This is a genomic window from Pseudoalteromonas ruthenica (assembly GCF_008808095.1).
In the GTDB taxonomy this organism is placed as follows: domain Bacteria; phylum Pseudomonadota; class Gammaproteobacteria; order Enterobacterales; family Alteromonadaceae; genus Pseudoalteromonas; species Pseudoalteromonas ruthenica.
On record NZ_CP023396.1, the window covers coordinates 1,868,637 to 1,887,578 of the forward strand.

The 18,942-nt window shown below is 48.4% G+C and carries 11 protein-coding genes; 6 read left to right on the forward strand and 5 right to left on the reverse strand.

Translation table 11 applies throughout. The annotated features are described in order from the left end of the window. Window positions 1-106: 106 nt before the first annotated feature. The 3 genes from PRUTH_RS08840 to PRUTH_RS08850 are packed head-to-tail and all read right to left on the reverse strand — an operon-like array spanning window position 107 to window position 5,297. Window positions 107-3,187 (reverse strand): error-prone DNA polymerase, encoded by a 3,081-nt coding sequence (locus tag PRUTH_RS08840; protein WP_218939676.1) that lies wholly within the window; start codon window positions 3,185-3,187, stop codon window positions 107-109. Then, complete coding sequence (locus tag PRUTH_RS08845) at window positions 3,187-4,596, reverse strand: Y-family DNA polymerase (protein WP_151173091.1); 1,410 nt, start codon at window positions 4,594-4,596, stop codon at window positions 3,187-3,189. Before PRUTH_RS08845 ends, PRUTH_RS08840 begins: the two co-directional genes overlap by 1 nt. After that, window positions 4,596-5,297 carry a hypothetical protein gene (locus PRUTH_RS08850; RefSeq protein WP_151173092.1) on the reverse strand — a complete coding sequence of 234 codons (702 nt, stop codon included), beginning with the start codon at window positions 5,295-5,297 and terminating at the stop codon, window positions 4,596-4,598. The genes PRUTH_RS08845 and PRUTH_RS08850 overlap by 1 nt, the downstream gene beginning before the upstream one ends. Before the next feature lie 159 nt (window positions 5,298-5,456). On the opposite strand from PRUTH_RS08850, the gene PRUTH_RS08855 reads away from it, so the two are divergent. After that, the gene (locus PRUTH_RS08855; RefSeq protein ID WP_218939677.1) at window positions 5,457-6,017 is read left to right on the forward strand and encodes a GNAT family N-acetyltransferase; all 561 of its coding nucleotides are present in this window, start codon (window positions 5,457-5,459) and stop codon (window positions 6,015-6,017) included. On the opposite strand, the gene PRUTH_RS08860 is transcribed toward PRUTH_RS08855, so the two are convergent. Next, window positions 6,014-6,871, reverse strand: coding sequence for a cobalamin-binding protein (locus PRUTH_RS08860; protein ID WP_151173093.1), 858 nt, complete (start codon window positions 6,869-6,871; stop codon window positions 6,014-6,016). The two genes, PRUTH_RS08855 and PRUTH_RS08860, sit on opposite strands and share 4 nt — an antisense overlap. Next, window positions 6,871-7,467 carry a cob(I)yrinic acid a,c-diamide adenosyltransferase gene (cobO, locus tag PRUTH_RS08865; RefSeq protein ID WP_053910531.1) on the reverse strand — a complete coding sequence of 199 codons (597 nt, stop codon included), beginning with the start codon at window positions 7,465-7,467 and terminating at the stop codon, window positions 6,871-6,873. Before cobO ends, PRUTH_RS08860 begins: the two co-directional genes overlap by 1 nt. 242 nt (window positions 7,468-7,709) lie before the next feature. Between cobO and PRUTH_RS08870 the strand changes: the two genes are divergently transcribed. Genes PRUTH_RS08870 through PRUTH_RS08890 form a run of 5 tightly spaced genes read left to right on the forward strand, consistent with a single transcriptional unit; the run spans window position 7,710 to window position 18,920 of the window. Continuing rightward, window positions 7,710-8,978 carry an SAM-dependent methyltransferase gene (locus PRUTH_RS08870; RefSeq protein WP_022945779.1) on the forward strand — a complete coding sequence of 423 codons (1,269 nt, stop codon included), beginning with the start codon at window positions 7,710-7,712 and terminating at the stop codon, window positions 8,976-8,978. After that, window positions 8,971-9,921, forward strand: a complete 951-nt coding sequence (locus PRUTH_RS08875; protein WP_151173094.1) for a methionyl-tRNA formyltransferase — start codon at window positions 8,971-8,973, stop codon at window positions 9,919-9,921. The genes PRUTH_RS08870 and PRUTH_RS08875 overlap by 8 nt, the downstream gene beginning before the upstream one ends. Window positions 9,922-9,932: 11 nt before the next feature. Next, window positions 9,933-10,529: a phage tail protein gene (locus PRUTH_RS08880; RefSeq protein ID WP_151173095.1), complete on the forward strand. Its 597-nt coding sequence runs from the start codon at window positions 9,933-9,935 to the stop codon at window positions 10,527-10,529. Between the two features lie 59 nt (window positions 10,530-10,588). Continuing rightward, on the forward strand, window positions 10,589-11,449 hold the full coding sequence (locus PRUTH_RS08885) for a sulfotransferase (RefSeq protein WP_257220913.1): 861 nt from the start codon (window positions 10,589-10,591) through the stop codon (window positions 11,447-11,449). Next, window positions 11,436-18,920, forward strand: a complete 7,485-nt coding sequence (locus PRUTH_RS08890; protein WP_151173096.1) for an Ig-like domain-containing protein — start codon at window positions 11,436-11,438, stop codon at window positions 18,918-18,920. The genes PRUTH_RS08885 and PRUTH_RS08890 overlap by 14 nt, the downstream gene beginning before the upstream one ends. Window positions 18,921-18,942 lie beyond the last annotated feature (22 nt).

Consider the following 18,942-nt stretch of genomic DNA (forward strand, 5'->3'; position numbering starts at 1 on the left):
CTTATTTAAACAAGGATTGAATTTTTTTCACAGCCCTAAAAGAATGATATTTTTAAATCCAAAACATAATAAAAATAAATAAAAGATCACTATTTTATTTTTATTTCTAATGAAAAAATCGGCTTTTCAGTATCAGTGCCGGTAACTTGTCACTATGATCAATAAGCCGCCCAGCAATCACATGGATCACCCCTTGGTGGTTTTCTATTACCCCTTTCACTTCCAATAAACGTGCGGTTAGAAAGGCTTGTTGCTGGGCCTTCGCCGTTGCCTGCCACACCACGACATTGGTGTTGCCAGTTTCATCTTCCAAGGTTAGAAATGTCACCCCGGCGGCACTGCCTGGTGATTGCCGTCCCGTGACCAAGCCAGCAATGGTGACACTGGCGCCACTGCGACAAAGACGCAATTGCTGGGCGGTTTTTGCGTGCTGTAACCCCCCTTCGGCGCGTAAATAACACAGTGGGTGCGCGCCCATATTGACCCCCATACTGGCATAATCTTCCAGGGTATCCTGTAACTTACTTGGCGGTGCTAATGGCAATGCATCGCTCTGTTCACCAAAGAGCGGTAACCGCTGTTGTTTGTCGATAATCTGCCAGCGGCTATTAAAGCGGTCTTTAGCTATGCTCGCGAGTGCATTGCTGCTCGCCAATGCTTCTAACTCCACCTCGCGCAAGCCGCTTCGATACAGCTCACTGACGCTGCGGTATCCGGCCATTGGCCGTTGTTTAACGAGCTGTTGCGCACTTTGCTGACGAAACCCTTTAACGCAACGCAGCCCTAATCGTATCGCGAAACTTTGCCCTTGGCGTACCAGCTGGTGCTCCCACACCGAGGTATTGATATCAACGGGCAACACCGTAACCCGGTGACGTCGCGCGTCCTGCATGAGCTGGTCCAACGAATAAAAGCCCATGGGTAAGCTGTTTGCTAAGGCACAGAAAAACGCACTCGGGTAATAATATTTTAAGTAAGCAGAGACATAGGCCAGCACCGCAAAGCTCGCCGAATGCGACTCGGGAAAGCCATATTCGCCAAAACCACAAATTTGTTGATAGATGCGCTCAGCAAATTGCTGCTCGTACCCGCGCGCTAACATGCCAGTAATGAGTTTACGTTTAAACTGAGTTAGCTCGCCATCACGTTTCCATTTAGCCATGGCCCGACGTAGCTGGTCGGCTTCACCACCACTGAAGCCTGCAGCGACCATGGCAATTTTAATCACTTGCTCTTGAAATATCGGCACCCCTAAGGTGCGCTTAAGGACTTGCTCAACTTCTTTAGAGGGGTAAGCAATGGTCTCTGTGCCATCGCGGCGTTTTAGAAACGGGTGTACCATATCCCCCTGAATGGGCCCAGGGCGTACAATGGCAATTTGAATCACTAAGTCGTAGTAACACCGTGGTTTGAGCCTTGGCAACATACTCATTTGTGCGCGCGATTCAATTTGGAATACCCCGACGGTATCGGCGCGTTGTAACATCGCAAACACCTGAGGATCATCGCCGAGGCGGGTAATATCGGCAATGCTGATACGGTGTTGGTAATGTTGCGCCAGTAACTTGAAGCAGCGGTGAATAGCACTGAGCATACCCAAGGCAAGTACATCGACTTTTAATAAGGCGAGGCTTTCAAGGTCATCTTTATCCCACTGAATCACGGTGCGCTCGGCCATTGCCGCATTTTCCACTGGCACTAGCTCATGCAGCGGACCTTGCGAGATCACAAAGCCACCCACATGCTGGGATAAATGCCGAGGAAAGCCGCGAATTTCATCCACTAAGCGGAAAAAATGTTGGTTAATGGCCACATCCGGGTCAAGGCCAAGCTTTATCAGTTGCGCCTGCCATTGCTCGCTGCCATGGCGATGATTCAGCTGCTTAATATAGTAATCCAGTTGTGTTTCACTGAACCCTAACGCCTTACCAACATCACGAATGGCACTTTTCAAACGATAGGTGATCACCGTTGCAGCTAAAGCAGCTCGCTGCCGCCCATATTTGCGGTAAATATATTGAAACACTTCTTCTCGGCGCTGATGTTCGAAGTCGACGTCAATATCCGGGGGCTCATTGCGCTCCTTGGAAATAAAGCGTTCAAACAAGACATCGATTTGTCGAGGATCTACCGCCGTGATCTCCAAACAATAGCACACCACGGAGTTGGCCGCCGAGCCTCGCCCTTGATAAAGAATATCGCGACTTTTGGCAAAGCACACAATATCGTAGATAGTTAAAAAAAAGGGCTCATATTGTTGCTCGCTAATCAGCTTGAGTTCTTTATCTATTTGCGCTTGCAGGTGTGCCGGTGGGGGCCCGCCAAAGCGTTTGTTCGCGCCTTCGGATACCAAGGCACGCAAGTGCTCGCTAGCACTTAATCCCTTAGGTACTAGCTCATGTGGGTATTGATAGCTGAGCTCATCGAGATTGAAAGTACAGGCTTGGCTAATATGCACTGTTGCTGCGAGTTGCGCTGGCGAAAACAGCTTGGCTAACTTAGCTTTTGGTCGCAGTGCGCGCTCCGCGTTGGTGAGTAAGGCCGCGCCTAGCTCGGGGACCGATTTCCCGGCGGCAATGGCGCTGAGCACATGCTGCAACGGCAAACGTTCGGCGCTATGCATCAGTGCCCCACCAACGGCCACAGTCGTTAGCTGATGGTGTTGCGCTAAGGCCTCGATATAAGTCAAATACTCGGGTTCAAAGCTGCTTAGATGACGCTGTACGCCAATGTAAAGGTGGTTGTTATAGTGGCGCTTAAGCCACTTTCCCCAGTGTAGGTCATGTTCACTCAACACCTGGCCTTGGGGCAGCCAAATAAGTATACAGCCTTGCAGAGTTTTTAAATCCCACTCACTGAGCTGATAATGACCTTTGGCAGTGCGCCGACGGGCGTTAGTGATCACCCGGCATAGCTGGCTGTAGGCTTTTTTGGTTGGGCACAAGGCAATAAAATGTAAGTGTTGATAATGAAAAGAGCTACCCACGATTAAACGCAGCGGCAGTTGCTGCTCTTTAATATGACTATGCGCCCGCACCACTGCGGCAACCGAGCATTCATCACACAAAGCCAAAGCCTGATACCCCAGCTCACATGCTTGCGCCACCAGCTCTTCGGGGTGCGAAGCACCACTGAGAAAACTAAAGTTACTCTGACAAAAGAGCTCACTGTATTGCACAGCATTCATTAGGCGAAGTACCCCTGTACAAACCAACCCTGATGCTTGTCTTTGAACAACCAACATAATTGCCCTTGGGCATTTTCACCAATGTAATAGTCACGTTCAATTAATTGCTGTTGCCACCAATGGCTTTGTATCCGCTCTGGGCCGCGTAATAAACAAACCTGCTCGCTAAGCACTTGTGGTTCCAGTAAAAAATTAGGCCGCAGAGGGGCTGTTTTTTTACTGGAGCTGGAGATGCTATAGCTGTGTAAAGGGCTTTCCTTCACTTGCGTATACTCAGGGATATGCGCATTGGTGCAATGCAAGTGATAACAATGTTGCGCCCCTAAGCGCGCGTGTAATACCCCTAGCAACTGCTGTTTTGCCAACCCTTGCTGGCGCTTATCAAATAAGTTTTGGCTTTCACCTAAAGCATCACTGAATTGCTCACATGTTAATTGCACGGCAATAACGGGGGCATCCAAGCTGAGGGTCTCAAGCTTAACTTGAACTAAAGTTAACCAAGGCACTAACTGCCCTTGTGGTGCCACACTATGAACTGCAAACAGCTGTGTGGGTAATTCGCGAAAATAAAAGCTAAACTGCAGCTTCTGGGTGTGTAACTGCATTTGCCGTAAATAAGCACATAAATGCTCACATAGGGTGGTCATCACCGGGAGTAAACGCGCGCTCTCGTCTATTTCAAAATTCAGCTCTTGCAAGCGCTGAAAGTACTGACTAGGTTGGTAAAAGCGATAGTAGCGCCCTTTTTTTGGTAAACGCACATGCCCTAGCTGCCCCTGCAAACGAGTTATGTAGTCCAATAATTCATAGGGAAAGCGTTGGCGTAGCTCGGCCTTAGGCAGCGCTAATAGCTGCCCAATCGTATCCAGGCCTAAGCGCGCCAATTGATGGTGGTATTGGCTACTTATACGCAACGCACTCACTGGCAACTGTTCCAAGCGGTGCTGTGCCGTAGCGGGGCTGTCAGTGATCATCTCAGTGCCCGCACGCGCTAACACTTCCGCCGCTTCGATACTCGGTGCACAACCATAGCGATAGTGTTGCAACCACTGCCTAAATACCCCTTGCAGCGCCTCAAATAGCTGCTCAATATCAGGATAGAGCATCCGCATACTGTAGGTCGCAAAAATTAAGCAGTCACTCCCACATAGAATAATATCGCCAGTACGCTGGTAACAATGCTGCGCTATTTGTTGTAATAGCTGGCGCTCAAGCTGTTCATCATAGGCAAACACAGCCAATGTATTGCACAGGGCCGCCGCACTAGCGAGCCCCATCCCCGGCTTAATGCCGGCCTGTTGCGCTGGCGGGTTACTTTGCACCACCTTATCTTTGCACACTAAAATAGCCGGCTCAGTCAGTGCCCGACATTGCAATTGCAAATCACAAAAGTGCACAGCCAAGAACATCAGCCTACCTCAACATGCTGTAACGGCTCATTATCGCCTCCCTTGAAAGCCTGATGAAGGTCGCTGTAATGTAAAAAAGGCCATAGCTGAGTGCGCCTTAGGTGTACTTCGCCACTGGCAAAACGCCCTTGTTGGCGCAATAAGCGCACGGTTAAACCGCAGTCAGAGGGCGAGATATGCACACTCAGCTGTACCGGCAGTGAGCAAGGCTGGGTGCTATAACTGAGCAAGACCAGCACCGCTTGCGATTGCTGACAGGCTAAGTTAAAACGCCGAACTTGGGTAAAGGATAGGCCTTCCTGCCATAACCATATTAAGGCACAACTGCTGCTACGAGCACATTGCTCTGCCGCCCACAGCGCCTCACTGTCACTTTTTGGTCGTAAAATAACGACGCGCTCGCTGGCTATCTGCAACTGGGCAAGCCAATGGGCACAAGGTTCTGCCGGGGGGTTAATAAGGATAATTAAACCCGATTGCTGCGCGCTTAGTAGCGCTTGCAGTAACCTAAATTCACCGATTGCCGGCTGGCTAAAAACACTGATCACCCCAGCATCAGGCCAACCGCCTTGCAATAAAGCATCAAGCTCAGAAAACCCTGTTGGTGTGTATGTTAACGGGCACAACTCTGCCTGTTCGCTCTGTGCTTTTGCATTGAAAATTAACCCTTGATGCTGCATTGAGGCTAATGTTGAATTCATAACCACCACCCAAAATACTGTTTATTTATACAGTATATACGATTTAAAAACTGCTCCCCAAGTTGTTTTCAAGAAGTATTTATAACAGCTTGTAATAACGGAGTTTTTAGTTCAGTTTCTAAGCGGTAAATGGCATAATAGCTATTTACACGAAGGGCCATGCTCTCCATGATTGGCAACAGCTCGACAGCAATAGTAGTAAGTTCTGCTATCACCCTAGACTTACTGCATGGCAGTGATGCAGCAGCGCTCTACCATGCGGTAGAGCAGAGCCGCGAACATCTATCGCGCTCAATGCCGTGGGAGCGCAATATCGTTGATAATGCCAGTGCCAAACACTACATCACGCAGCGCCTTAACAGCCCGTTGCCAGGCGCCAAATGGTTCGCTATTTACTTTCATAGTGAATTTGCTGGGGTATTCGCTATCAAGCATATAGACCCTCATACCCAAGTCTGTGAATTAGGTTACTGGTTAGCGAATATAGCGCGGGGACACAGAGTCATAGACAGTATCTTGGCTTACATCATTCCCTACTTGAGGGCGCGAGAAGATGTGCACTTCGTACACTTTCACTGCTTGGAAGACAACCTCGCCAGCATCAACATTGCGCAGCGCGCAGGAGCGGTGTTAAAGACGAAAATAGCCAATCAACTGGGTATCGCTAAGGACACCCAGTATATGTGCATTTATCAGCTCGCGCTAAAGGCCCGCACCTAATGTACTGCGTCGCGTTGGCGACTATGTGCTTGCTGTTCACTATTATTCACTACCGTACAGAGCTGCTCGATGCCATCGAGCAGGCGCAAGCTATAACGGTGCAGTAAATCAGCATTAATGCTATTGATATGATTATGTTTTACGGCGGGGATCGTGGTCCATTGCTGCCAATTAATGGCACTGTTATCAGCCCCTTTTTCGTCGGCCATAACAATGACATCCGGCGCACTTAGCAGCACATTTTCAACACTGATTTGTGGATAATCAGCGCGGCTATCGGCAAACACGTTGTCACCACCACACAGCTCGATTGCTTTACCGATCAGCGTATTATTATTCACCGTCATCATGGGTTTTGGCCACAACTGATAAAACACTTTTTTACGCTGTTGTGAAGCACTTTGGTATTGCTCTTTTAAGCGTTGATAGCGCTGCTCAAATTGAGCAGCAACTTGCTCTGCTTCTATTGCGTGGCCGGTAAGTTCGCCAATCGCACGGATCTCTTTGGCGATATCTAATGGCCCTTCCACTTGACTGACTAGCAGCGGCACACCTAGGCGCTTCAATGCTTCGATGTCTTTGGCTTTGTTACCACTTTGCCACACCACCACTAAGGTTGGTTGTAGTGCCAATACCTTTTCAATTTGAATGCCATAATAACCACCAATACGGGGGATATCCTGAGCCGCCTGCGGGTAGTCTGCGTGCTCAACGGTCGCGACGATGTGTTCGCCGGCGCCAATGGCATAAAGGTTTTCCACAATATGAGGAGCAAGAGCAATAATGCGCTGCTCATTGTGGCCATAGCTATTAAGGCTGGTACACAGCATCAATAGCAACATCAAGATACGCATTAGTAATCAAACCCCGCACGGGCTTTAATGCCGGCCTCAAACGCATGTTTTACATTACGAACCTCACTGACGGTATCGGCCAGTTCAGTTAAACGTCGATGAGCACCTCGCCCAGTAATAATCACTGATTGCATGGGTGGGCGGTTTTGTAGTGCAGCGAGCACCTCATCAAGATCTAAATAATCATAGGTGATCATATAGGTAAGCTCGTCGAGCAACACCAAATCGATGCTGCTATCTTGTAAATAAACCTTAGCTTGCTGCCAAGTTTGTTGTGCTGCCTGGGTATCCGCTTCACGGTTTTGCGTCTCCCACGTAAAGCCTGTTTCCATCACCGCAAAGGGCACGCCTACCTGAGCTAATAAGTTGCGCTCACCGCACTCCCACAAGCCTTTAATAAATTGTACCACCGCCGCTTTTTGGCCGTGACCAACACAACGGGCAACGGTACCAAAGCCAGACGTTGACTTTCCCTTCCCGTTGCCAGTGATCACTTGTAACACTCCCTGTTCAGTTTGCGCTTCGGCAATACGTGCATCCACTTCACTTTTCACTTTTTGCTGACGTTTTTTATGTTGTTCGTTTTTATCCGCCATTTACAACTCCATGATTGCTTTAACCTTTATGGTCAAGTACGGGTTACTGAACACAGCCTCTAAGAGAGCGATATACTCAGTCTGTTACTCTATTCGTCGGCGCTTATGACCTATAACACAGCTTCTTGTTTACACCCTTTTGAGCCAAAAGCAGGTGAAATATATCACTGTATTACAAAAACGAGTAATCACTCATGCTCAGTATACGCTAGTGGTAGGGTAATAAAACAGGGACTTCGGTCATGCACGCTTTTGCACATCAACCACATACACCCAGCTGTAGCGATGACTCCGCTATGGATGGCAGTGTAGCTGGGCTATTTGCACACCAACAACAAAAAAGTTTACTCAAGCAACAACTTACAACGTCACCCATCCACCTAGAGAGTGATGCACTTAACGCCTTAGTCGTCGATACAGCACGCCAAATTATCACTCCACATAGTTTTGACCGAGATGCTGTTAGTAAGCAGTTAAACTCGTTATTTACACACTTTAGCGCTTTATACGAGCAAGCGGAACTTACCGCCAATGAACGCCGGCAGCAGTTTATCCATCAGCATGGACTGGTGATGGCACCTAACTATTGTATTCATACTATCAAAGATACGCTGCGTGTTAGTCGCTATTTGCGTGCCATAGATAAAGCGGTAACCGCGCTTTTAGATGACGAGCAAGGACAACTGCATATCGCTTACCCTGCTTGCGGTCCTTTTGCTCCTTTATTAGTGCCCTTATTGAGTTATTACCAAAGCCAGGGGATTGATGGTCGTCGATTGCGCGTCACTTTTATCGATATACAACCCGGCGCTATCAAGGCTCTGCATCACCTACTTGCCCAGTTAGGGCTACAAGAATACGTGCACCAGCTATATTGCGGCGATGCCTGCCAGTACAACGCGCCTATGTTATTTGATCTTGTGGTGGTTGAGGCAATGCAGCATGGCTTTAGCCGCGAGGGTCACCTAGCGATTGCTCGCCATTTTGCCAAGCAGCTGAGCCACACTGGCTACCTTATCCCCGAACGAATAGATATTCATGCCATGCTTAATGTGGCTCAACGGGAATACGTAGAGCAGTGGCAGCAGCACGGTTTAACGCCACAAGAACAGCACCAATTGCAAGCCGAGGTTGCCAGTGAGCGCACCGAGCTGGGGCAAATCATGAGCCTAACCGCTGACAGTTTAAAAGCGATGGACCCCCAACAGATTAATGAGCAGCAACAACTCATTGAAGGAGCAACGCTGCGCATTCCTCATCTGCCTGATAAGGCCGATAAGCAAACCCTTAGTTTATACACCGATATCTCCCTATTCGCTGGAGAAACATTGAATTTGTATGAATCTGGGATCACTCACCCACTGCCTGACTTATCTGTTTGTATTAACTTTGAACCTCAAGACCGTCATCCCGATGATACCGTGGCGCAATCAGGCGATGAACTCAAATTTTATTATTGCCTCAATGGCTTACCTGGATTCCTAGTAACTAAGGTACATCACCATGACTAAGCCACGCATTGTCATCTACGCCAGCTCCTTGTTCGCTTGGCCTTGTATTGAGAAACTACAGCAAACGGGGCAACTGGTGGGCGTGATAACCCCAGATCCGAGTCAATATCAGCAAGGCAAAGAAGCACTTTTGTTATTGTTAAATACCCTAGCAACTAACAACATTGCTTTTGAAGCTGTGTGTAAAGAAAAGCTCCACCTGATCCCCAGCCATCTTTCGCATTTTACGGCAGACTTAGCGCTGGTTATGGGCTTTCGCTATCGCTTACCTTCTTCCGTGTTGAGCCATTATCCCCGTGGCATCATCAACTGCCACGCCTCCAAACTTCCAGAGTACGCTGGACGCGACCCTATCTATTGGCAAATACGTAATCAAGAAACACACAGCGCACTGACTTGGCACCATATGAGTGAACAGCTTGATAGTGGTCAAGTAGTACTGCAAGAGCCCGTGATGATTTCCGCTGAAGACACCTATGCCAGCCTAACCCAACGATTCGCATATTTAGCTTTACATTCATTAGACGCTCTTCTTAATGAGCTCGGAAGTAGCCAGCAGCATGTCACCTCAGTGTCGGCATTAGCGCTGCCCCCGCCTCATATTGACCTTGATTTTAGCCAGTTTGGTGCGGGTCAAATTGATGCGCTTACGCGAGCAAGCAATGGTCATTTTGGTCGTGTGCTATGCAAAGCTAAAGGAATGCATATTGAAGTTATTCAAGCCACGGCTGTCGATTACCCAAATTACGGTGTCGCTCCTGGCACTGTGGTGATGATATCTCAAGAGCATGGACTCGTGGTAAGCAGTCAAAATGGCTGTGTGCGTTTGGATATTCTCGCCTGCGATCTTGGCGTCCTCAGTGGCGAACGTCTTGCGCACCTTATCCATTTAGATGCCGGTGAGCGTCTAAACAACTCAGAATTCTTACAACAGCAAGCATAAGGAATACCACAATGGAAGCATTTTTAGGACAAATTCAACCTTTTGGCTTTAATTTTGCCCCTCGCGGCTGGGCACTGTGTGCTGGGCAGCTCCTGTCTATCAGTTCAAACACCGCGTTATTTTCTTTACTCGGCACTAACTACGGTGGTGACGGCCGTACCACCTATGGTTTGCCAGATTTACGTGGGCGTACGGCTGTGGGCGAAGGCAATCACCCAGGAAGCCAGTTTAACTGGAAAATGGGCGATACCAGGGGCGCGGAAACCCATACTCTTACTCCTGTAGAGCTACCATCGCATAGTGCCACAGCATCACTGTCTGGGGTAACGGGCACCCTAGCTGCGACCACTGTAGAGGGCACTTCTGCATCACCGCAGGACGGCTTTATATTAGCAACCGCTCTGCCCGGTAGCTCTCCTGCGGACCAGCCTGAAAAAATCTATGCTCCCGCGAATAGCGGCAGTAACGTTAGCTTAGCGGGTGTGTCTTTAAACGGCACGGCTACTGTAATGAGCCCTGGTGGTGATCGAAGCTTTAATATTCTGCAACCTACCTTGGGAGTGAATTACTCTATCGCCGAAGTAGGCATTTTCCCATCTAGGAACTAAACTTGACAGAAAACAAGGACTATTCAGGCAATATTAAGCTAATATTGCCTTGATTTATAATGACAGGATTTATCATGCCGCAGTATCACTTTATCTCAGGGCTGCCCCGCTCAGGTTCTACTTTATTAGCTGGTTTACTCAGGCAAAACCCGCAATTTCATGCCGCCATGAGTAGCCCTATTGCCCCACTTATGAGTAGCTGCTTAGAGCAAATAGGCGCTGGGAGTGAATTTTCCCCGTTTTTTAATGAGTCTAAGCGCCGTGACCTTTGCCTAAGCCTAGCCAACAGTTATTACAGTGAGCACAGAGATAAAGACGTTATCTTTGATACTAACCGTATTTGGACTGCGCGTATGCACCAACTGGTAGAACTATTTGGTGATTTCAAAGTAATTTGTTGTGTTCGCAACCCGGCTTGGGTGATGGATAGTTTCGAGTGTATTTACCGTAAAAACCCCTTCGACTATAGCCGTATGTACTCACCTCAGAGCCGACAAACGGTCTATACCCGCTGTGAATCTCTGGCCCACCATCAGGGTGCATTAGGTAGCGCGTGGACGGCTCTTAAAGAAGCTTACTACGGCGAGTTTTCAGAGCGTTTATTACTGCTGGATTACGATTTACTCACTCAGCACCCGGCTCGCTCCATGGAGCTTGTTTATCAATTTCTTGCTCTGCCCACATTCGACCATGACTTTAATCAGGTGGAATATGACGAGGGAGAGTTCGATGCCAACATCGGCGTGAAAGGCCTCCATACCGTGAAAAAGCAAGTACAGTTCACCCCAAGACGCAGCATTTTACCACCAGAATTATTTAAGAAGTACAGCGAAATGGCCTTTTGGCAAGATACTACTGGCACACAAGCCAGCTTAATCTGCGCCACACCGAGCCAAGGAGACAACCATGATTCAATTTAAAGCCAACAAACTAGCAGGAATGCTTGTGCCCTTGGGCTTAAGTGCTCTTCCCTCTTTGGCGGGCGCCTATAGCGGCTATATACGCAATGAGACAACGCGCAGCACATCACCGTCAGTTACTTTGCAGACAAGCAGCGCAACAGCAACACATTTACCACTAAAAGCAAAGCAATTTGAAAGCTCAGAGTTGGTAATGACCCAGGGCGCCCCCTCTGCACAGACTAACAACTCAACCTTGGCAGAGCCTAACCTTGTAAGTGGACAGAATATCCATGAAATCATGGTGATTGACGCAACGCTTAAAGATAAGTCAACCTTTTATAAGGCACTCAAGCCGGGCGTTGATATTATTGAAATCGATGATAGCAGTCCTGTTTTTGCGCAACTTAATAGAAAACTAGAAAGCTATCATAACCTCAACGCGATTCATTGGGTAAGCCATGGCTCAGAAGGACTTATTCATGTCGGCAAGCAGCAGGTAGGAGCGGCACAATTACACAACTACCTCGATGACTTAAAGCAACTAGGGGACAAACTTAGCTCGGACGCTGATATTCACTTTTACAATTGTAACCTTGGTAAAGGAGAGCTTGGTACAGAGTTTATTCAACTTATCGCTACATACACCCATGCCGATGTCGCCGCGTCGATTGACAACACAGGAAATGTTGATCAAGGCGGTAACTGGGAGTTAGAAATCAAGCATGGTGATATAAATACAGCGACTCCTTTTAGCGCTATTGCACTTGCCGACTTTTCCGATGTATTAGCCTATAGCGGAACTATCAATATGTCGGGTTTTCCCTCCGGGTATGCTGCGAGTAAGTCATATATAGTATCGGGTTATACCATACAATTAAGTACCGATGGCGGGGCATCCTCAATTTACACTGGAGCTGTGTACTCATCTCATGATGCTTATTTCTCCCCAGAGTTTGGGGGTAATACCAGTGAAACTAAAGGAGAGATTTACTTCTCTGGTGGTGAAACTTTTAATGTTACCTCAATTGACATGTTTAACTGTTCTGGCGTTAACCAAAACTTCAAAATCTATTCAGATAATGGCGACCAAGCAACCACGGGTTCTATAGCAAATGGTATTGGCGGAACACAGAACCTAAATTGGAATGGCGTGTCCAAGCTCACCATCGTAAACAATGCGGGTGGTGATCTCGAGTGTGTCAGAATCGATAATCTTGTGCTCGCTAATTTAGCACCTGCCAACACTCCCCCGTCAATTGGCAACCTCAATGGCGATAGTGTCAGCCTGTTCCCTGGTGCGCAAACGCTCCTTGACCAAGGCACAGCAGCGACCATAACTGATGGCGACAGCGCTAACTTCAACGGTGGCGCTTTAACGGTTACGATCGTTTCAGGAAAAGATAGCGCTGAGGATTTACTTTCTGTAGATACCTCAGGCACGGTAGCCCTAGCGGGCACCACAGCAGGGAGTAATGTGTCCGTGTCTGGTACCATAATTGGTACCTTATTGAATAATATTGCTGTGGGGAACGACTTTGTCGTCAACCTCAACACTGACGCCACAGCGGCGCGAGTACAAACCCTGTTACAACAGATCAGTTTTGAAAATATCGATACCGCCAACCCAACTACAGGTACGCGCACAGTGCGCGTTACCGTCAGTGATGGTGATGGCGGTACTTCAACAAACCAAGATGTCAGCGTCACTGTGCAAGCGCCGCTGAATAACGGCGATCTCATCCCTGCTGCGGGTGTCAGTGAGCCGGTGTTGAGGCCGACAACCTCGAACAGCCCGGCAACAGCCGTAGATGTGTTGGATTTTACGCTTGTTGATGGCGGTGGCGATAACCTACCAATGAATATATCAAGCATTCAAGTACAGGTTAATGGTACAGCCACAGAGTACGAGCGTAGCAGTACCACTTGGCGCCTCAACGGCCCTGATGCCAATAACATCGTCGGTAATTATATTGCCGGTACGTTGACCTTCTCAGGGTTAAACATCAGCATTGCCGATGGCACCCAAGAGGATTATGTAATCAATGCCTACTACCATGTAAACACCAACATGGTGGATAAACGCACTTTTAGACTAAGCGTTAATGGCTCAAGCAATGTTATTGAGTCTTCCGGGACAACAATGGGCACCACTACCCTGGTAGATAATGGTACCGGCTCGGTATTAGATATCACCGCCACAGGGCTTTATTTTAGAACCCAACCTTCGGGCAGTATCTCTGGCAACGTACTCTCAACCACCCCAGAAGTAAGAGCCGTAGATGATTTTGGTAATACCGATAAAGACTTTACCGAAATAGTGACCTTGACTGAGGCCTCAGCAGGCTCACTCAGCAATGCCAGTGTGAGCGCAACCCAAGGGGTTGCAAGCTTTAGTAACTTGATTTACACCGCCACTGCCGACCAACAAAGCTTCACGTTAACCGCTGATGATGAGGCGACAGGTGCAGATTTTGTCAGTGTCGACGCTAATAGCATTACCTCTGATGTGGTTGCCACACGTTTGCGCTTTGATACAGAACCAGCGCCAACAGCCATTCCGGCTGGACAGAGCACTAGCTTCACGACCGTGCCACAAGTATCAGCGGTGGATGCTGCAGGCGTTGTCGACACTGGCTACAGCACCGACATACTATTAGCTGAGGTTAATGGCGCTGGCAGTGTGACCATGACAGCCACAGGTGACAACGATGGCAATGGCGCGACCGTAACAGTTACCCCCTCTTCAGGGATGGCAACCTTTACCAATTTAGCCCTAAATTATACTCTCTCCGGGGCCTCTGCTGAATCGTTCAACTTGCGAGCATCATCTGGCGCATTGACCGCAGCCGACAGTGCTCAGTTGACCGCTGCAGATAATGTTCCTCCAAGTGTGACAAGTATTGCCCTTGCGGGAACTCCCGCTGCAAATGATAGTAGTATCACCTACACCATCACTTTCAGTAAAAATGCCAATAATATCAGCACCGATGATTTCACACTCACGACGGTGTCTGGGACCGCAAGTGGTGACATAGCTTCAGTGTCTGCATCCAGTGGCTCGAGCGTCAACATCACCGTCAACAACATCGCTGGTACCGGCAGCATCCGTCTCGATTTAAATGCCAATACCGACATCGTTGATGACTCTGGCAACGGCAATAATAACAATGGCTATGTACCTGCGTTTAATTCCGGCGAAACACATAATGTAGATGTAGTTGCACCACAAATCTCCAGTATATCTGTTCCTGCTGATGGCACATATAAAACAGGTGATACTTTAGACTTCACTCTAAATAGTAATGAAAACTTAACTGTCAATACAGCTGGCGGGACGCCAAGCTTAACTATTGATATCGGTGGTTCAACTGTCACTGCAAATTACCTGTCCGGCTCAGGAACAGCTGCGTTGAACTTTAGAACTGCCGCCCTAGCAGCCGGACTTGAAGATACTAACGGTATTGGCTTAACCGCACTTACCCTAGCAGGGGGAACTATCAATGATAATGCAGGTAATGCCTTAGACGTGACTTTGAATAACGTTGGCGCTTTATCTGGAGTATTAGTAGATAGCATAGCCCCGACCGTTACCTCAGTCAGTGCAACAACAAGTGATGGCGCTTACGGCGCTGGCGAAGTAATTAATATCGGAGTCACCTTTAGCGAAGCCATTAATGTCACTGGCGGAGTACCTAGTCTAACACTGGAAACCGGTGCCACAGATAGAACGATTGCTTACAGTTCTGGCTCCGGCACAAATACCTTAATGTTCACCTATACGGTGCAAGCTGGTGATACCAGTGCCGACCTTGATTACACAACAACTTCTGCGTTGGCACTCAACGGGGCTCAGGTGAGTGATAGCGCCGGAAATAACGCAAGCTTAACCTTAGCGACTCCTGGCGCAGCGGGTAGTTTGGGCGCTAATAAAGCGTTGGTGATCGATACCACAGCTCCAGTAAGCCCAACTGTAACCACCCCAAGCGCACCTGAGAGCACCACCAGCACACAATTAGCAGTAGCTGGTACGCATAGCGAGAACGGTGTCAATGTCGCGCTTTACGCTGATGCTAATGATGATGGTACTGCTGATTCAACCAGTGTACTGGCTTCATCTGCAGTATCTGGGAATGCGTGGTCGCTGTCGGCACCGCTGACACTGGGCGATAATAACTTTGTGGTAGCTGCACTTGATGCTGCGGGCAATATCTCCACATACGTTGATGTAGCCACTATTACACGTGACAATCCACCCAATGATACACCGGTTATCTCTGGTACACCTGCCGGCACTGCTGTAGTGGATGATGTATATTTATTCACCCCAACAGCATCTGATAATGATGGCGACGCGCTTACATTTAGTGTAATAAACTTACCTGCATGGGCTACGTTTAACTCCAATAGCGGGCAATTAAGAGGGTTACCTAAAGAGGATGATATTGGTAACTATGAAAATATCATTATTTCTGTCTCAGATGGCTCAGCCACAGATTCTTTGCCCGCATTTTCTATTTCGGTAATAGCGTCTAACCAAGCCCCTATTATTAGTGGTACACCAGCAACAACTATAAAATCTGGGCAGAGCTATAGCTTCACCCCAACTGCATCAGATCCCGATGATGATGCCCTCACCTTTTCGATCGTCAATCAGCCTAGCTGGACGACCTTCGATACCGCAACAGGGCAACTGCAAGGTACACCCAGTGAGAGCGATGTTGGCACCGTTAGCAATATTCAAATTACCGTCAGTGACGGCGACTTGAGTGCGCAACTCCCGGCGTTTGCTATCGAAGTCACTGAGGCTAACCAGGCCCCACGTATTATCACTCGCACGTTCAGTGTTGAAGAAGATACGTCAAAAACGGTGACCCTAGAAGTAGACGATGAACAGGCAGAACAAGTCACTATTACAGTCGTTTCAGCGCCTGTGCAGGGTGAGCTACTCATCAATGGCTTAAGCCTCACTTACACACCGAATACTGACTTTCAAGGCACTGATAGTGCAACTTTGATAGCAAGTGACGGTGACTTACAAAGTGAACCTGTCGCTATTGAAATTACTGTCACCGGAGTCAATGACAAACCAATAGCCAATGATGATACTGTGAGCCTTACGCGCAATGACAGCGGCACATACATTCTTGAGGTACTTAGCAATGACAGCGATCCAGATCAAGGTGATACCTTACGCATAACAACAGCTAGTGCAGAATTAGGTGATGTCGCTATCGACAATGGCGCGCTGCTATATACGCCTCCGGGTGGTCTTAATGAAACCACGACACTGCGCTACCGCATCGCCGACGAGCAAGGTTTAGCGGATACAGCAACGGTCAGGTTCTCCCTTGATGGCCCTATGGCCGACGATATCCCGGTACTCTCACTGCCTGCGGATGTCAGTGTTGATGCCACAGGCTTGTACACGAAAGTAAATCTTGGTGTTGCCACTGCTGTCGATGCAACGGGTAAAGCCATTGCGGTTAGAATCCTAGATAATCCGGTGTATTTCAAACCAGGCGTGCATAAAATTTACTGGCAAGCTACAGATGATCAAGGTCGCAGTGCCTTGCAATCACAGCGTGTGGAGGTCAACCCACAGGTAAGCTTGAGTGCACAAAGTATTATCACTGAGGGACGTAGTCATAGCATTACCGCTTACTTAAATGGCCCTGCGCCAAGCTATCCACTTATTGTGCCTTTTACCGTCAGTGGCAGTAGCAGCAGTGATGACCATTCACTTACCAATGCAGAACTACGCTTCACCTCTGAGCAAGCAACGATCAACTTTGATGTATTCGCTGATGCCCTTGATGAAGAGGATGAAACCATCACGATAACACTGGACGAAAGTATCAATAGAGGCCCAACGTGGCAGCACCAGGTAACGATTACACAGCGTAACCTTGCCCCACAAGTGAAGGTAACTGCACAGCAAAATGCGCAAGCGATGACGTTATTTGTTGCCGACCAGGATATTGAGCTTATAGCCCAAGTAACCGATGCGAATATCAATGACTCTCATACTTATCAGTGGCAAATAAACCCGGCACTACCTTTAAACCAATCGAGTAGTGAACGCGCTATTATCGAGGCCAGTGATCTAACTCCGGGTATCTATAATGTCAGTCTCGAAGTCACTGATAGTGGCACTCCAGCGGCCAGTCAAAGTGTCAAACTACAGTTAGATGTGCGCAGTATGCTACCGCCTTTGAGCGATAATGATAGTGACGGCGATCTGATCCCTGATGCTAGTGAAGGTTACCGTGATAGTGACGGTGACGGCGTTGCTGATTATTTGGACGCCATCGGCGTATGTCACTTACTTGCAGCGACACCAGCGCAAGAAGACAACTTTATCGTCGAGACTGAATATGGCAACTGTCTGCAAACCAGCATATTTGCTGATGCTGCGAGTGCAGGTGCTGAGCTGATGCCAGAGCAGGTCGCAAGTGATGAAGACACACGTCATGTTGGCACACTTTACGGTGTTGTAGTCAGTGCCCTACCGGTGCCTGGTGCTGCCGTTGATTTTGTACTTCCGCAGCGTCAGCCACTGCCGCAAAATGCACTCTATCGCAAGTATATCAATGACCAATGGCAAGATTTGCATACCCAAGGCGATGACGCTGTTGCTTCAGCGTTAGGTAGTAAAGGTTACTGCCCAGCACCAGGCAGTGAGCTTTGGCAACCCGGGCTGACAGCCGGTCACTGGTGCGTACAATTAACATTGACAGATGGCGGCGCCAACGATGCTGATGGCATCATCAATGGCAGCATTGTTGACCCTGGTGTAGTGGCTATAGCTCTTGATGCCAACCAGCCACCGGTCGCAAACGACGATGTGTATACGGTAGCAGAGAACGCCATGCCGATGCTCGATGTGCTAAGTAATGATACTGATGCCGAGAGTGATGAAATCATGCTTACTGGCGTGGAGGCGGAGCTGGGTGATGCCAGTATTATTGATGGCAAAATTCAATACCAAACACCTAGCCAGTTCATTGGTAACGACCGTTTGATCTACAGCATTCGCGACGCTGCTGGCAATAGCCACAGTGCCGAGGTAAGTATTAACATTGTCGCTAACCAAGCGCCGGTTGCAGTTGCTGATAGCGCATCGGTTGCCTACCAAGGCACGGTTACAGTGGATGTACTCGCCAACGATAGCGACCCAGAAGGACAAGCGTTAACGGTAACCCAAGCAAGCAGCGAACATGGGGAGGTAGTAATTAACAGTGACTTCTCATTAAGCTTTAGCGCCGCTGATGGCTTTAGCGGTAATGCGTTAGTACGCTATACCCTAAGCGACGAACTCGGAGCCACCACAGAGGGAGAGCTTAATATCGAAGTGGCACAAAAGGTCACTCCGCCAGAGCCTGGTAAACCCAAACCTCCAGCTAAGAAAAGTGATAGCGGCACTCTAGCTTGGCTAGTTCTGTTACTTGCGTTAGTGGCTATTCGCCGACAAGCCAAGCAACTGAAATAACCGCAACATCATTAAGTTAATG